Source organism: Streptomyces sp. NPDC008139 (assembly GCF_042957025.1).
Lineage (GTDB): Bacteria > Actinomycetota > Actinomycetes > Streptomycetales > Streptomycetaceae > Actinacidiphila.
Window position 1 is genome coordinate 456090 of sequence record NZ_JBIBHM010000004.1, and the last position, 15312, is coordinate 471401.

11 protein-coding genes are annotated in these 15312 nt (G+C 72.3%); 5 read left to right on the forward strand and 6 right to left on the reverse strand.

Annotation, left to right across the window (positions count from 1 at the left end):
- Window positions 1-160: 160 nt before the first annotated feature.
- Window positions 161-2593, reverse strand: coding sequence for a tetratricopeptide repeat protein (locus tag ACFZBB_RS10915; RefSeq protein WP_391119991.1), 2433 nt, complete (start codon window positions 2591-2593; stop codon window positions 161-163).
- A gap of 166 nt (window positions 2594-2759) precedes the next feature.
- Between ACFZBB_RS10915 and ACFZBB_RS10920 the strand changes: the two genes are divergently transcribed.
- Together ACFZBB_RS10920 and ACFZBB_RS10925 are read left to right on the forward strand one after the other, a co-directional pair.
- Entirely contained in the window at window positions 2760-5993 is a 3234-nt protein-coding gene (locus tag ACFZBB_RS10920; protein ID WP_391119993.1) for a tetratricopeptide repeat protein, read from the forward strand.
- A gap of 132 nt (window positions 5994-6125) precedes the next feature.
- A complete protein-coding gene (locus tag ACFZBB_RS10925) occupies window positions 6126-6311 on the forward strand; it encodes a hypothetical protein (protein ID WP_391119995.1) in 186 nt (61 codons plus the stop codon).
- Window positions 6312-6340: 29 nt separating this feature from the next.
- Here ACFZBB_RS10925 and ACFZBB_RS10930 read toward each other — a convergent pair whose 3' ends face one another.
- The gene (locus tag ACFZBB_RS10930) at window positions 6341-7108 is read right to left on the reverse strand and encodes a VOC family protein (protein ID WP_391119997.1); all 768 of its coding nucleotides are present in this window, start codon (window positions 7106-7108) and stop codon (window positions 6341-6343) included.
- 227 nt (window positions 7109-7335) lie between these two features.
- Between ACFZBB_RS10930 and ACFZBB_RS10935 the strand changes: the two genes are divergently transcribed.
- Window positions 7336-8169 carry a rhodanese-like domain-containing protein gene (locus tag ACFZBB_RS10935; RefSeq protein ID WP_391119999.1) on the forward strand — a complete coding sequence of 278 codons (834 nt, stop codon included), beginning with the start codon at window positions 7336-7338 and terminating at the stop codon, window positions 8167-8169.
- Between the two features lie 188 nt (window positions 8170-8357).
- Here the strand turns inward: ACFZBB_RS10935 and sepH are convergent, their stop codons facing one another.
- The 3 genes from sepH to ACFZBB_RS10950 all read right to left on the reverse strand — a co-directional run bounded on the left by sepH (window position 8358) and on the right by ACFZBB_RS10950 (window position 12579).
- Window positions 8358-9473 carry a septation protein SepH gene (gene sepH / locus ACFZBB_RS10940; RefSeq protein WP_391120001.1) on the reverse strand — a complete coding sequence of 372 codons (1116 nt, stop codon included), beginning with the start codon at window positions 9471-9473 and terminating at the stop codon, window positions 8358-8360.
- Window positions 9474-10037: 564 nt separating this feature from the next.
- A complete protein-coding gene (locus ACFZBB_RS10945; protein WP_391120004.1) occupies window positions 10038-11378 on the reverse strand; it encodes a D-arabinono-1,4-lactone oxidase in 1341 nt (446 codons plus the stop codon).
- On the reverse strand, window positions 11317-12579 hold the full coding sequence (locus tag ACFZBB_RS10950; protein ID WP_391120006.1) for an MFS transporter: 1263 nt from the start codon (window positions 12577-12579) through the stop codon (window positions 11317-11319). The genes ACFZBB_RS10945 and ACFZBB_RS10950 overlap by 62 nt, the downstream gene beginning before the upstream one ends.
- 207 nt (window positions 12580-12786) lie before the next feature.
- Here ACFZBB_RS10950 and ACFZBB_RS10955 point away from each other — a divergent pair, with 207 nt between their 5' ends.
- Both ACFZBB_RS10955 and ACFZBB_RS10960 read left to right on the forward strand, forming a co-directional pair.
- The gene (locus ACFZBB_RS10955) at window positions 12787-13920 is read left to right on the forward strand and encodes a ferrochelatase (protein WP_391120008.1); all 1134 of its coding nucleotides are present in this window, start codon (window positions 12787-12789) and stop codon (window positions 13918-13920) included.
- Window positions 13921-14016: 96 nt separating this feature from the next.
- Window positions 14017-14835: an inositol monophosphatase family protein gene (locus ACFZBB_RS10960; RefSeq protein WP_391120010.1), complete on the forward strand. Its 819-nt coding sequence runs from the start codon at window positions 14017-14019 to the stop codon at window positions 14833-14835.
- A 207-nt stretch (window positions 14836-15042) separates the two neighbouring features.
- Here ACFZBB_RS10960 and ACFZBB_RS10965 read toward each other — a convergent pair whose 3' ends face one another.
- Window positions 15043-15216: a hypothetical protein gene (locus tag ACFZBB_RS10965; RefSeq protein WP_188282026.1), complete on the reverse strand. Its 174-nt coding sequence runs from the start codon at window positions 15214-15216 to the stop codon at window positions 15043-15045.
- Window positions 15217-15312: the final 96 nt, after the last annotated feature.

Sequence of the window (15312 nt, forward strand, 5' to 3'; positions counted from 1 at the left end):
CCACCGCTCCCCCGCTGGCGCTGACGGCGCGGGCGGGCCTGCGAACCGCGGGCGCGTGGCCCGCGGTCGCGGCGGTCGGCTCACTCCTGCACGCCTGGCTGGTGGCCCGCCTTCCGGTGGACCTGCCGGTGGGGCTGCTCGTGCACGGCCTCGGCTCGGTTCAGTTCGCGCCGGGGCCGGGGGGCCCGTCGGACGACAGGGCTGGGGACTCGGGTGGCGAGGTGCCGGTAGCGCCGCCGGAGTGGGCGACGCGCTCGGTCAGACGGTCCGCGTCCGGGGCGCCGACGCTCTCGTAGAGCCCCAGTGACCGCTCGAACGCCTGCCGGGCGTCGTCCGGGCGGTCCGACCGCCGGTACAGGAGGCCGAGCAGTTCCCACGACCGTGCTTCCCAGTGCGCGGAGCCGCGGTCGCGGAACTCCTCCGCCGCCTTGCGCAGATGGCGTTCGGCGAGGTCGGTCTCACCGACCTCGCCGAGCGCACGGCCGAGCAGCGCCAGCGCCCTGGCGGCGTCGTACGGGTCCGACGCCGTGAGCAGGTCGGCCCGTGCCCGGCGCAGCGGCTCGACCGCGTCGCCCGGCCGCCCTCCGGAGAGCGCGACATCGCCGAGGCACAGCCGGGACAGCGCCGCCCCTCTGCGGTAGCCGATCGCTTCCCTGATCCCCAGCGCTTCGGCGAACGGTCCCACGGCCTCGTCCAGCCGTCCCGCCAGGTGGTACGACTGCCCGATGCCGTGCAGAGCCTGGGCCTCCATGTACCGGTCGCCGTGCAGGCGCGCCAGGTCCAGCGCCTGGCCGAACCAGAGCACGGCCTCCTCCGGGTGGCCCGAGTTACGCAGCCCCGCCCCGCCGGACGTCAGCATTCGCAGCTCCCCCTGCGCGTGCCGGTCCCGGCGCGCCGCGTCGAGCCCCAGCCGGTGCGCCTCCACCCACAGGTCGTACGGGCGCAGCCGCAGGAAGAGCGGCCACATCGCGTCGGCGAGCTGCCAGGCCAGACCGTTCCACCGCGCGTCCAGGGCCGTGCGCAGAGCGGTCATGAGGTGGCGCTGCTCCCGCCCCAGCCACCCGAGCGCCGCCTTCTCGGTGACGAAACGGGGTCCCGGCTCCGCGTCCGGCGGGAATTCGTAGTCGCGGTCCAGGGTGCGGTGGGACGGGCTGATCAGCTCCTCCGCGGCCGTCGCCGTCGCCAGGTACCACTCCAGCGCCCGGCGTACGGCGGCCGTCCGGACCGGCTCCGGGTCGCGCGCCTCCGCGAGGCCGCGGGCGTGCAGGCGCACCAAGTCGTGGAAGCGGTGCCGTTCGTCGCCGAGTTCCTCCAGCAGGCTCACCTCCGCCAGCGCGTCGGTCCGCCGTTCGGCGTCGGTACGGCCGAGACCGGCCGCCGCCGCCGCGAGTTCCGGGGTGAACTCGGCGAAGGGCAGCACCCCGAGCAACCGGTACAGGGCCGCGGAATCCTCTCTGAGGAACCGGTAGGAGGCATCGAGGGCGCTCTGCACGGCGATCCCCTCTCCGACGCGCAGCACGGTCAGCCGTTCCGCCCCGCGGTCCAGCGCCTCCGCGGTCGCGGCCAGGGGCTGTCCCGGGCGGGCGGCCATCCGTGCGGCGGCCACGCAGACCGCGAGTGCCAGGCCGCCGCACCGGTCCACCACGCGGCGGGCGGCGGCGGGTTCGGCGGCGACCCGCCGCGCGCCGAGCCGCTGGCGCAGGATCTCGGCGGACGCGTCGTCGTCGAGGAAGCCGAGAGGCTGGAAAACGGCGCCCTCAAGCCCCAAGCCGGTCAGCCGCCTTCGGCTGGTGACCGCGACGATGCTCGGCTCCGCGCCCGGCAGCAGGGGCCTGACCTGCGCCGCGGAGATGACGTTGTCCAGCATGAGGATCAGGCGTCGGCCCGCGGTGACCGACCTCCACAGCGCGGCGGCCTCCGCGAGATCGGAAGGTATCGAGTTCATCCCGAAGGCCCGCAGGAACATGCCCAGCGCCTCCGACGGATCGGCAGGGCCTTCGGGGGCGTGCCCGCGCAGGTCGGCGTAGAGCTGCCCGTCGGGGAAGTCGTCGGCCTGCGCTCGCAGCCAGTACGACACCAGAGCCGTCTTGCCCACACCGGCGGGCCCGTTGACGACGGCCACCAAGGGGCCGTCCCGCCGCTCCGCGCCGAGGCGCAACGCGTCCAGCGCCTCGAGATCGCGTTCGCGGCCCGCGAGCCGCCGAGGCCCCGCGATCAACTGCCGCGGCACAGGCAGCGCTACGGGCACGGAAGCGGGCGCCGCGTGCCAGTGGATGTCGCCGACCGTGCCGGCCTGGACGATACCCGCCCGGTGGTCGCCGCCGACGACCGTGTTGCGGTGGTCGACGCGGACGGTCGAGACCTCGCGCGGCGCCTCGGCCTCCACCACCGCCATCCAGTGGGCCAGGTCGCGAAGGAGCGCCGGATTCCTTGAGACCGCGTCCAGCAGTGCCCGCGCCAACCCGCCCTCGCCGGTCGCCTGATCCGGTAACTCGGGGGGCGGGTCCGGTAAGAGGGCGGCGGCCGTGGCACGGGCCGTCGTACTCGCGCGGCTCAATGCCCCTTCGATGGCGTCGAGAGTGATCGCGTCCACGGTTCGGTCCCCCGTCGCTCCAACTGGCCGCATATATCAGATGAAGTTGTCACCCGCGCACAGTATGAGCTATTTCCGCCCTGCAACGGGCCGGGGTGGTATGGCACGGTGACGCACCGTCGTGTCATGCTCACATTTCGAGACGGTGTGACGGGTGGGGGCGACGATGGAGATTCATCTCCTGGGGGCGGTCGAGTTATCAGCGAACGGGACTGTCCCGCGACTCGGATCCGACCGCGAACGCTGTCTCCTCGCGTCACTCGCCCTGGACGTCGGTCGGCCGGTCGCCCGCGATGTCCTGGCGACCCGATTGTGGGACGAGGAACCCCCGGAGCACGCGCGCGCGAATCTCCACACCTACATCTCCCGGCTGCGCCGCGTCATACGGGACGCGGCCGAAGCGACCGGCCGGCGCCCTGACGCCGTCATCACGCTGCGCGCGCATTCGTACACCTTGGAAGCCGATCCGGAGATCATCGACTGGCACCGGTATCTGCGGCTGTCCGGCGACGCCAGGGCCGTCCACGACCCGGAGACCGGTGCGGCGGCGGGCACCGGTTCAGGCCCCGGCCAGGACGCGGAGAGGGACGCCCGAGCCTTGGCCCTGTTCGAGGGCGCGGAGAGCCTGTGGGTCGGCGAGGCCCTGGCGGGACTGCCCGGGGTCTGGGCGCACGCGGCGCGTACCGCGATGGCGGAACGCCGGCTCATGGCGACCCACGCAAAGCTCGAACTGCGCATGAGGCTAGGGCAGTTCGCTGACGTGGTATCCGAACTGACGGAGCTGACCGAGGCCCATCCCATGGACGAGACGCTGGCCCGGCACCTGATGGTGGCGCTCTACGGAAGCGGCCGGCACGCCGACTCGCTCGCGGCGTTCCAACGCACCAGGCGGCTGCTCCAGGACCGGCTCGGTACCGACCCCGGCGAACGCCTCACCCACACCCACGGCCTGATTCTCCGCCAGGCTCCGCTGCGCGAACTCGTCCCCGATCTGCGCCCGGAGGAGTCCACGGGATCACCCGCCGTCCGCGGCCCGCGCAATCTGCCCCGCCGCCAGCAACTCGTCGGCCGGGAAGGCGAACTGAACCGCCTTCTCACCGCGGACGCGGCGCTCGGGACCGCGGGATCGGTCATCACCATCGAGGCCATCTCCGGCATGGCGGGCGTCGGCAAGAGCGCGCTGGCGCTCCATGCCGCCTACCGGCTCGGCGACCGGTACCCGGATGGGCAGATCTTCATCGACCTCCACACCCACTCGGCGTCCCGGCCGCCGATGACGCCCGAGGCGGGACTGACCGCGCTCCTGCGCGCGTTCGGTATCCCGCCGGGTGAGATTCCGCACGATCTTCCGGAACGTACCGCGCTGTGGCGGACGGTTCTCACGGGAAAACGTGCGGTCATCGTCCTCGACGACGCACAGAATTCGGAGCAGGTCGTACCGCTTCTTCCGGACGACAGCGCCTCACTCGTACTGATCACCAGCAGACACCGCCTCACCGAACTCCCGTCCGCACGGCCGATGTTCGTGGATGTTCTCCCGCTCGACGACGCGATCGGCCTGTTCCGGCGGCTTGTCGGACCGGAACGCGCGAATGACACGGTCAAGATCGAGGCAGTGGTCAAGCGCTGCGCGCTGCTGCCGCTCGCGGTGGAAATCGTGGCCAGCCGGTTCAAGGCACGGCCCTCCTGGAATCTCGGCCATCTCATCGAGCGCCTGTCCCGCCGACCCGGTGGTCTGCTCGAAATACGGGACGGCCACCAGGAGATGGCCGCCGCATTCGAACTCTCCTACAACGCGCTGTCCGCACCACAGCGTGCCGCCTTCCGCCGCCTCAGCCTCCATCCCGGCCCCGACTTCGGCGCGTACGCCGCCGCCGCGATCATCGACGAACCGCTGGACCGCACCGAGCGGCTGATCGAGGACCTGCTGGAGTGCCATCTCCTGCAGGAACCGCGGGCGAACCGCTACCGCTTCCACGACCTGCTCGCCGAGTACGCCACGCTGCTGGCCGAGTCGGAGAAGGCGGCCAACGCCGACGCGCTTCTGCGTCTCACCGAGTACGCCTTGCGGACCGCCGACCGCGCCGACCGCCTGCTGCGCCCGCACCGCTTCCGCCTCGACCTGCCCGCACCGGCCCACCAGGTGTTCGTCCCCACCTTCCCGGACGCCGCCGCGGCCCACGGCTGGCTCGACGAGGAGATGGAGTGCCTGCTCTCCATCGAGCAGCACGCGCGTCGGGTGGGCCACACCGCCGAAGCCGCGTGGCTCGCGCACGCACTGGCCGACTTCGCCGAGTCCGAGGGCTACTGGCACGAGGCGGTCGTCATGCACCAGGCAGCGGTCGCCCACTGGAACGCTTCCGCCTCCCCCCGAGCCGAGTCCCGCGCCCTTCTCTCCCTCGCGGCGGTCCACGCCCGCGCCAGCAAGTACCCGCGGTCCGCAGAAGCGGCCGAGCGCGCCCTCGCCCTGGCCCGCGACGCCGGTGACGACGCGACCACAGCCGAGGCGCTCAACCAACTCGGCGTTCTGCACTGGCATGTGAGTGAGTGCGAGGCGGCGGTGACCATCCTCAAGGAATCGCTGGAACTGAGGGGCGACGACCGGTGGAACCGGGCCAGGACTCTGAACAATCTGGCGATCGCCTATCTCCACATGGGTGACCACAGGAACGCGTTGGAATCATTCACCCGCTCGCTTCAGGACATGCGCCAATTGGGCGACTTGCGTCTGGAATCCAGATTACTGAGTAATATCGGAGACCTTCGGCGCCGGGCAGGTGACATCGAATCCGCGAGAATCGCCTTCCAGGAAGCGCTCGCCTTGAACATCGATTCCGGGAGCGAGGCCGACCGGGCGACCATCCGCATGAATATCGCGACCACCATGAGAATTCCCGAGGAATTCGACGCCGCCGTCGACATGCACACCTCCTCCCTGGTCGCCTTCCGCCGTCTCGGGGACCGCAAGAACGAGGCGAGCGCGCTCAACGGACTGGGGACCGCGTACCGGGAAGCGGGCCGCCACGCGGAGGCCGCCATCCATCACGACGCCGCACTCCGCCTGGCTCGTGAACTGGGCGTCGGCGACGACGAGGCCGCCGCGCTCCGCGGGCTCGGTATCGCCGCGGGCGCGGCCCGCCAACTCGGAAAAGCGCGGGAGTACTTGGAGGCGGCGGCCACAGTGGCCCTCCGCATCCGTGTACCGGACGAAGAAGCGCTCGCCTGCGACGCGCTCGCCGGCCTGCTCCTCGACGACGGGCGTCCGGAGGAGGCACAGGGCCTGTGGCGGCGCGCACTCGCGCTGTTCGAGCCATTCAACGACATGGCGGCAGAGCGAATTCGCGAAACCCTGATCAGGATTGACCGACCTCGGTCAAATCACTGGCAGAGAGAAGCATGATAGCGCACCGCGCGCCTTCTTCCGGCATCCCAGATTGGCATATGCCATCCCTTAAGGATCTCTTGTGAACGTGGCGGCGGAGACAGCAAGCTCTGCCCTCTGACAGTCAAATCGATCAGAGGGTAATCACACATGCGGGTCAAGCTTGCCGCCATTGTCGTCGGCTTGGTCATATTCACCTTGTCGGGACAGACCGCGGAAGCGAATTCAGCTCCGCGCGGCGGCCACACCGTCAGCGCCCACGCCTTCGCCGGGCAGACGCCCTCCGCCGGATCAGCGGCGGGCCGGTTCCACGAGGACGTCTGCATGCCCATGTGACCGGCTTCCCTCCGGCCCCTGAGAACGGCTCACGGCGGGCTCTGGAGGGTGAAGGGGGCGCCTTCGGGGTCGGTGAGGGTGGCGGTGCGGCCGTGGGGGGACGGGTGGGCGGGGTGGATGACGTGGCCGCCGAGAGCCGTGACGCGGGCGGCGGCGGCGTCGACGTCCGCCACGGAGAAGTGGGTCGTCCAGTGGGCGCCGCGGTCGCGCGGGACGCGGGAGCCGACGCCGTGGATCGTGGCGACGGGGTGGCCGCCGACCCGGAGCAGGACGTCGTCGGAGTCGGAAGCGGCGTCTTCTGCCTCGAGGCCGAAGACGGCCTCGTAGAACTTGCCGACGAGCGACGCGTCCCGCGTCACCAACTCGCTCCAGGCGAGGGTGCCGGGCTCGCCGGTGGCCTCGGCGCCGCCGAGGAGTCCGCCCTGCCAGACGCCGAAGACGGCACCCGAGGGGTCGACGGCGAGGGCGAGCCGTCCTTCGTCGTTGACCTGGAGGGGGCCGATGCCGACGGTGCCCCCGCATTCGCGGACGAGTTCCGCGGTCTCGTCGACGTCGTCGGAAGCGAGCATCGTGGTCCAGGCGACCGGCCGGTGCGGCTCGGGCGCCCCCTCGCCGATGCCCGCGATGCGGCGGCCGTCCAGCTCGGCGAGGGCGTACGTGCCCAGTTGCGGCGGTCCCGGTACGAACTCCCAGCCGAACAGCGCGCCGTAGAAACTCTGCGCAAGGTCGGCCCGGTGCGCCATGAGGCTGACCCAGCAAGGGGTGCCAGGTGGGCGACGGTTCGGTACCTCGGTCATGGCTACGGTCTCCTGGCGGGCAGCCCGCACGGCGTGCCCCGCCGGTCGGGAATGGTGTGGCACAGCCGATCGTCGCACCACCCGGAGCGGCGCGTGCCGTGACCGCGCCGCATTCATCACCCTGGTGCCGCGCGGCAACCGAAATGTCATGTCGCTTCCGTTTCGCGGCTGTTGCCGTACGGTGTCCCGCCGTACGGCGGCTACGACCGGTCGACCACAATGTGCGTATGGAACCCCTCATCTCCGTGACCGAACTCGCGTCCGCCGCCGAGCGGGACGGCGTCACCGTGCTCGATGTGCGCTGGCAGCTCGGCGGCCCTCCCGGCCATCCCGCCTACCTCGAAGGCCACGTACCCGGCGCGCGGTACGTCGACCTGGACGCCGAACTGGCCGGGCCCGCAGGGGCCCGCGGACGGCACCCGCTGCCCGACCCCGAGGAGTTCGGCGCCGCCATGCGCCGGGCCGGGGTGAGCGGCGACCGGGACGTCGTCGTGTACGACAACTGGCAGGGCTGGGGCGCGGCCCGCGCGTGGTGGCTGCTGCGCTGGGCCGGGCACACCCGCGTACGCGTCCTCGACGGCGGTCTCGCGGCCTGGACCGCGGCCGGACACCCGCTGAGCCGGGACGAACCCGCGCAGGGCGCGGGGGACTTCGCGCCCGCGACCGGCGCCCTGCCGTTGCTCGACGCGGCCGGGGCGGCCGACCTCGCCCGCCGCGGGGTGCTCCTCGACGCCCGCGCGCCCGAGCGCTACCGCGGCGACTCCGAGCCGATCGACCGCGTCGGTGGGCACATCCCCGGCGCCGTCAACGCACCCACCACGCAGAACACCGGCGCCGACGGGCGGTTCCTGCCCGCCGCCGAACTCACCGACCGCTTCACCGGGTTGGGCGCCGGGCCGGACGCCGAAGTGGGCGTCTACTGCGGCTCGGGGGTCTCCGGCGCCCACGAAGTCCTCGCCCTCGCCGCGGCCGGGATCCCGGCCGCGCTCTACGTCGGCTCCTGGAGCGAATGGTCCGCCGACCCGGCCAACCCGGTCGCCACCGGCCCCCAGCCGGGCTGACCCCAGCGGTCCGACGGGACCCCGTACCGGCCCGACGAGATCCCGTACGGACCCGACGGGGCCCCGTACAGGCCGCACGGGACCCCGTAACGCGCGAGCCGCCGCACAACGCGTAAGGGGCAGCCACCAAGGTGGCTGCCCCTTACGGCCGTCGGCTCCCGGTCTGTCGAAGCCGCGCGCCACACGCGCTACTCCTGCTTCTTGCGCCTGCTCCCGAACACGATCTCGTCCCAACTCGGCACCGTGGCCCGGCGTCCGGGGCGGACCCCGTCGGCCTCGGCCTGGCGGTCGGTGGTGCCGACCAGACGGTCGCGGTGACCGGCGACGGCGCGCGGCATCAGGACATCGGCGTAGGCGGACCCGGCGCTGGCGGCCGGAGCCGCCTCTTCCTCGGTCTCCTCCTCCGGCTCCACGGCGGGCACGACGTCCGGAGGACCCGGCGGGCCCGGCGGAGGCGCGGGCACGACCATGTCGCCGCGGAAGTTGGGCACCGCTTCGAGCAGGCTGGTCAGCGAGTCGCGCTCCTCCGGCTCCGGCCGGTCCTCGGCGCGGGCCTCACGGGCCTCGCGGTCGGCGCGGTCCGGCCGGTCGGGCCGTTCCAACTGCCGGTCGAGGGCGCGGTCGAGAGGCCGGTCGCGCGGCAGGCGGGCGATCCTGGGCACGAAGGGGAAGCTCGGTTCCTTCGTGCTCTCCTGCTGCGCGGCGTTCTCACCGATCAGCGCCCTGGCCTCGTCGTCGACGGCCGCGACCAGGCGGCGCGGCGGGTCGTAGGTCCAGCTCGCGGAGTGCGGTTCACCGGCCACCCGGTAGACCAGGAGGACTTCCCACGTGCCGTCGTCGCGGCGCCAGGAGTCCCACAGGACGGTGTCCTTCTCGGCGCCGCGCAGCAACAGCCGCTCGGCGACGGCCTCGCCGAGCTGGGGGCCGGTGCTCTCGCCCTGGCGGCGTACGGGCGTCTTCCTGGCCCGCTCGGCCATGAAGGCGCGCTCGGCCAGGACGGGGCCCTCGAAGCGCCGTACGCGCTCGACCGGGATGCCGGCCATCGACGCGACCTCTTCCGCCGACGCACCCGCACGTATACGTGCCTGGATGTCGCGGGGCCGCAGATGGCTCTCGACCTCGATCTCGATCTGTCCGAGACGGGCCCGGTCGTTGCGGACGGCGGCGCGCAGCCGTTCGTCGATGGGGAGTGTGTATTCCGTGCTGTCGGCAGCCTTGAGCACCAGTCGTGTGCCGTCATTGCTGACGGCCACAACCCGCAGTTCGGGCACGGTTACCTCCCGGGTGGTGCCTGCCGACGTCACGTGCGTCGCTGCTCCCGTTGGACGAGTGTGGCCTGCCCGGGTGCAGCGTGCCACAACCTTGCAGAGTTACCCGGCGTGTCGGGGTGACACGGTGACACGCCGTTATGGGACGGTGGTCGATTGGCCACTCAGCGTGACCGATCGCGGCACCCCGGGACGAGTGCCGTCGGGCTCCCCTCCCGCCGTTCCGGACCAGCTACCGACCACCCGGACGGGCAACCGGGAGCCAGGATTCGCCACGGTACTCCATTTGGGCCAGCGGGGTGCGCTGCCGCGCCGTCGAATCTGGGCCAAGAGCGCGGCAGTTGAGTGGCACGGCTCACACGAAAGGGTTACGCGCCGGGCGCAAATGCGGACTTTCTCGCATGAAGCGACTAGGGCCTGTCCGGCGGATCATGGGCGGTCCAGGCGGTGCCTGGTGCTCCCCCGGACTCCGTCCCGGGGGACCCCCTGAGCGCAAGGCGCCGGGATGCCCGCACAGCGGAACTATTCGGGTACTCCGGCAACGCGGCGGGCGTGCGTGCCAGGCACCGAAGGGACCGTTCGTGATCCCCCCGACAGGCCCTACGAGCCCAGCACCCGCCGGAGGTAGTCGTTCGCAAACCGCCGGTCCGGGTCCAACCGGTCCCGCAGCGCCGTGAATTCGCCGAAGCGCGGATAGGCCGAGGCGAGGTATTCCGCGTCGCGGGAGTGCATCTTGCCCCAGTGCGGACGCCCGCCGCGCGCGGTCATGATCTTCTCGACCGCGGTGAAGTACTCCTGGTAGCGGCTGCCCCGGTACATGTGCACCGCGATGTACGCGCTGTCCCGGCCGGACGCCGTCGACAGCGCGATGTCGTCCGCGGGCGCGACCCGTACCTCCACCGGGAAACTGATCCGCAGGTCGGACCGCTCGACCATCGCCTTCAGCTCGCGGATCGCGTCGACCGCCGCCTCGCGCGGCACCGCGTACTCCATCTCCACGAAGCGCACGCGGCGCGGGCTGGTGAAGACCTTGTACGGGATGTCGGTGTACGAACGGGCTGACAGGGCGCGGCTGGAGAGCTTGGCGATGCCGGGGATCACGGCGGGCGCGGCCCTGCCGATGACGCAGGCGGCCTGGAAGACGCCGTTGGACAGCAGCTCGTCGTCGATCCAGCCGCGTACGGCGGGGACGGGCGCGGCGGGGCCCTGGCTGCGGTTGTTCCGCTTGGTGTTGCAACTGTCGGTGTGCGGGAACCAGTAGAACTCGAAGTGCTCGTTCTCCGTGGCGTGCTGCTCGAACTCCGCCATCACCCGGTCGAACGCCATCGGCTCCTCGCGCGCGGTCAGCAGGAAGACCGGCTCGACGGCGAAGGTGACGGCGCTGACCACGCCGAGCGCGCCGAGCCCGATCCGGGCGGCGGCGAAGACGTCGGGGTTCTCCTCGGCCGAGCAGGTCAGCATCGAGCCGTCGGCGGTGACCAGTTCGAGCGCGGTGATCTGGGCGGCGATCGAACCGGAGTCACGGCCGGTGCCGTGCGTGCCGGTGCTGGTGGCGCCCGCCACCGTCTGCTCCATGATGTCGCCCATGTTCGTGAGCGACAGGCCCTCGGCGGCCAGCGCCGCGTTCAACTGCTTGAGCTGGACGCCCGACTCGACGGTGACGGTGCCCGCCGCGCGGTCGATGGCGCGGATCGCGGTCAGCCCCTCGGGGCGGATCAGCACCCCGTCGGTGGCCGCCGCGGCGGTGAAGGAGTGCCCGGAGCCGACCGCCTTCACCGGCAGGCCGTCCTCGGCGGCCCGCCGCAGCACGGCTGCCAGTTCGCCCACGGAGGCGGGCGCCACGGCCCGCGCCGGCCGGGCGGAGACGTTCCCCGCCCAGTTACGCCACGCCTTCTGTTCGGCCCTGCTTGTCGTGCGTGCCGTACTGCCCGTCGTGCTCATCGCGCGGCCCCTCCCGCTCCGGCGCCGGCTTGAGCCGGCGGTACCCGAGAAACGCCACCGCCACGGCGAGGACCGCCGAGGCGGCGGGCACCGCGAAAGCCGCCGACGCCCCGCGCGAGTCGATCACCCGACCCGCCACCGAGGCCCCTGCGGCGACTCCGACCGCCATCCCCGTGGAGGTCCACGTGATGCCCTCGGTCAGTTTCGTCCGCGGTACCAACCCTTCGATCAGGCCCATCGCGGTCACCATCGTCGGAGCGATGGTCAGGCCCGAGAAGAACAGCGCCACGGCCAGAAACGGCAAGTTTCCGACCAGTAGTGGCGGGATCATACTCACTGTCATCAACGCGATGCCCAGCAGGAACCTCCCGGTGGGCGTCCCGCGCGGGGTCATCAGCCCGAAGACCAGCCCGGCCAGACACGATCCCAGGGCGTACGTCGCCAGCACCAGACTGGCCAGCGCCTTGTGCCCGCGCTCGTCAGCGAAGGCCACGGTGGCCACGTCGACCGCGCCGAACAGCGCCCCGGTGCCGACGAAGACGCCGGTGACCACCAGCAGCCCCGGCTCGCGCAGCACCGACCGGTCCGAGAGGCGGTCGCGCGGATGCGGCGGCGGCTCGGTGGCGTGCTGCGCGGTCAGCAGCAGCACGCCGGTGCCCAGGAAGACCGCGGCCAGCAGCGGGCCCGCCTCCGCGAACCAGGCCGTGCACAGCCCGATCGACAGGATCGGCCCGAGGATGAAGACGATCTCGTCCACCACCGACTCGAAGGAGTAGGCGGTGTGCAGGAGTTCGGGAGAGCCGCGGTGGATCCGCGACCAGCGGGCGCGCACCATGGCGCCCATGCTCGGCGTGCAGCCCGCGCCGACCGCGCACACGAAGTACACCCAGTCCGGCGAACCGGCCCGCACCGCGATCAGCAGGGCCGCCACCGACAGCACCGTCACGGCGCTCGCGGGACGCAGCACCCGCCGCTGTCCGTACCGGTCGACCAGCCGGGAGATCTGCGGCCCGATGGCCGCCCCCGACAGGGCCAGCGCGGCGGCGAGCGCGCCCGCTAGCCCGTACCTCCCGGTGACCTGGGAGATCATCGTCACGATGCCGATGCCCAGCATGGACAGTGGCATCCGCCCGATCAGCCCGGCGGCGGAGAACGCCTTGGTGCCGGGAGCGGTGAAGATCGCGCGATAGGGGCTGGACAAGGGCGCTCCCGGCGGCGTCGCCGAATTCTCGGTAAGGAACGTAGCTGGCGCGTACAGCTTACGAGTCGGCGCAACCGAATTTTGCCGCGCGGCGCCCCCGGATTCCACCGCGCGGGAGGCGCGCGCGGCCGCCACCGCGTGACCGCGCGCACCCGTCAGGGGAGGCGGAGCGCGGCGAGATCATCGCGGGGTGGCAGGATCGATGACATGTCCGATCAGCCACCTCAGCGCGACCCCCACGACGCCGGCCCGTACGACGCCCTGCTGCTGCTCTCCTTCGGCGGCCCCGAGGGACCCGACGACGTCGTGCCCTTCCTGGAGAACGTCACCCACGGCCGGGGCATCCCCAAAGAGCGGCTGAAGGAGGTCGGGCGGCACTACTTCCTCTTCGACGGCGTCAGCCCGATCAACGCGCAGAACCGCGAACTGCTCGACGCGCTCCGCAAGGACTTCGCCGAGCACGGCCTCGACCTGCCGGTCTACTGGGGCAACCGCAACTGGGCGCCGTATCTGACCGACGCCCTGCGGGAGATCGCGCGGGCGGGCCACCGCCGGGTCCTGGTGCTGGCCACCAGCGCCTACGCCTCGTACTCCGGCTGTCGGCAGTACCGCGAGAATCTGGCCGCCTCGCTGGCCGTACTGGCCCAGGAGGGCCACCCGGTGCCGCGGGTGGACAAGCTGCGGCACTACTTCAACCACCCCGGCTTCGTCGAGCCGATGACCGAGGCGACGCTGGCCGCCCTGGACGCGCTGCCCGCGGACGTACGCGACGGCGCCCGGCTCGCCTTCACCACGCACTCGATCCCCACCTCGGCCGCCGACACCTCGGGACCGGTCGAGGGCCACGGCAACGGCGGCGCGTACGTCGCGCAGCACCTGGACACCGCCCGGGTGATCGCCGACGCGGTACGCACCGCGACCGGCGTCGACCGGCCGTGGCAGCTCGTCTACCAGTCGCGCAGCGGCTCCCCGCACATCCCGTGGCTGGAGCCGGACATCTGCGACCACCTCGAGCAGGCGCACGCGCAGGGCGCGCCCGCGGTCGTCATGGTGCCGATCGGCTTCGTCTCCGACCACATGGAGGTGAAGTACGACCTGGACACCGAGGCCGTCGCGAAGGCCGCGGAGCTGGGGCTGCCGGTCAGCCGCGCCACGACCGTCGGCGCCGACCCGCGCTTCGCCGCCGCGGTGCGCGACCTGGTGCTGGAGCGGGCCGCGACCGAGCGGGGAGCGGCCCCGGCTCGTTGCGCGCTGGGCGCGCTCGGCCCCAGCCCCGACATCTGTCCCGCGGGCTGCTGCCCGGCCAGGACCCCGCTGCCCGCCGCCGCCGGAACCGACTGACCGGTACCGACCGGAGCCGGGCGGCGGGACACGACCGACAGGTACCGACCCCGCCCGGAAACCGGCTGTGACCGGAACCGACTAAGGAGCCCCCCGTTGAGCCCCACCCCCGACGCGTCGTCGACCGAGCCCGCCGCGCTGCTGGAGATCGCCCTGGAAGCCGCGCGCAGGGCCGGTGAGCTGCTGCGCGACGGCCGCCCCGCCGACCTGGGCGTGGCCGCCACCAAGTCCAGCCCGATCGACGTCGTCACCGAGATGGACATCGCGGCCGAGAAGCTGATCACGTCCTACATCAGCGGTCTGCGCCCCGACGACGGCGTCCTCGGCGAGGAGGGCGCGAGCAGCGAGGGCACCAGCGGGGTGCGCTGGGTGATCGACCCGCTCGACGGCACGGTGAACTACCTCTACGGCCTGCCGTCCTGGGCGGTGAGCATCGCCGCGGAGGTGGACGGCGAGGCGGTCGCCGGTGTGGTGGCCGCCCCGATGCGCGGCGAGACGTACCAGGCGGTACGCGGCGGCGGCGCGTTCGTCAACGGCGAGCGGGCCCGCTGCCGTCCGGCCCCGGCCTTCTCGCACGCGCTGGTCGGCACCGGCTTCGGCTACCTGTCCGAGCGCAGGGCGGCGCAGGCGACGGTGGTGAGCGCCCTGCTGCCGCGGGTCCGGGACATCCGGCGCGGCGGCTCGGCCGCCATCGACCTCGCGGACGTGGGCTGCGGGCGGCTGGACGCGTACTTCGAGCGCGGCCTGAACCCCTGGGACTTCGCGGCCGGGGCGCTCTTCGCCCGCGAGGCGGGCGCGCTGACCGGTGGACGGCCGGGAGAGCCCGCCTCGGGTGAGCTGACGGTCGCGGCCCCCGGCGGCCTCTTCGAACCGCTCCAGGAGCTGCTGGACGGCTTGGGCGCCTGGCACGACTAGAGCCGTCGACACGGCGGCGGGGCCGGCGGGCCGGCGGGCCGAACCGTGGCGCTCGCCGCGTTCGTAGGACCCCGCAGGGCTCGCAGCGCTCCAAGCGCGTGTCACGCCGACCATCCGATGAGCGGTTGATATCCGCGCGTAGACATGCGAACGCCCCGGCACCTGTGAGGTGTCCGGGGCGTGCGGCTCGGGGTCAGCCGGTGCGGATCAGGCGACCTTCGGCCGTACGTCCACGCCGTTCTCCGACGCGAGTCGGCGGAGGTCTTCCAGTTCCGCCTGCTCGACGTCGGCGAGGAAGTCGTCGCCTGTCTCCCGGGCCCGGCGCAAATCGGTCTCCGTGCTGTGTATGCGCTGGAGGATTCCGGTGGTGAACGCGTCCATTAGGCGCCCCCTCGTCGTCGTCGTTGACACGGGGTGTGTCAAGCCAGGTACCACGCGAGGGAAACGCGTGGCGAGGCGTGGTGGGTGGGTGTGCAG

Bases quoted from the DNA above. Each gene is read 5' to 3' on its own strand.
- ACFZBB_RS10920 (WP_391119993.1), top strand. From the start codon at position 2,760: ATGGAGATTCATCTCCTGGGGGCGGTCGAGTTATCAGCGAACGGGACT.
- ACFZBB_RS10930 (WP_391119997.1), bottom strand. From the start codon at position 7,108: ATGACCGAGGTACCGAACCGTCGCCCACCTGGCACCCCTTGCTGGGTC.
- ACFZBB_RS10935 (WP_391119999.1), top strand. From the start codon at position 7,336: ATGGAACCCCTCATCTCCGTGACCGAACTCGCGTCCGCCGCCGAGCGG.
- ACFZBB_RS10965 (WP_188282026.1), bottom strand. From the start codon at position 15,216: ATGGACGCGTTCACCACCGGAATCCTCCAGCGCATACACAGCACGGAG.
- ACFZBB_RS10955 (WP_391120008.1), top strand. From the start codon at position 12,787: ATGTCCGATCAGCCACCTCAGCGCGACCCCCACGACGCCGGCCCGTAC.
- ACFZBB_RS10945 (WP_391120004.1), bottom strand. From the start codon at position 11,378: ATGAGCACGACGGGCAGTACGGCACGCACGACAAGCAGGGCCGAACAG.
- ACFZBB_RS10925 (WP_391119995.1), top strand. From the start codon at position 6,126: ATGCGGGTCAAGCTTGCCGCCATTGTCGTCGGCTTGGTCATATTCACC.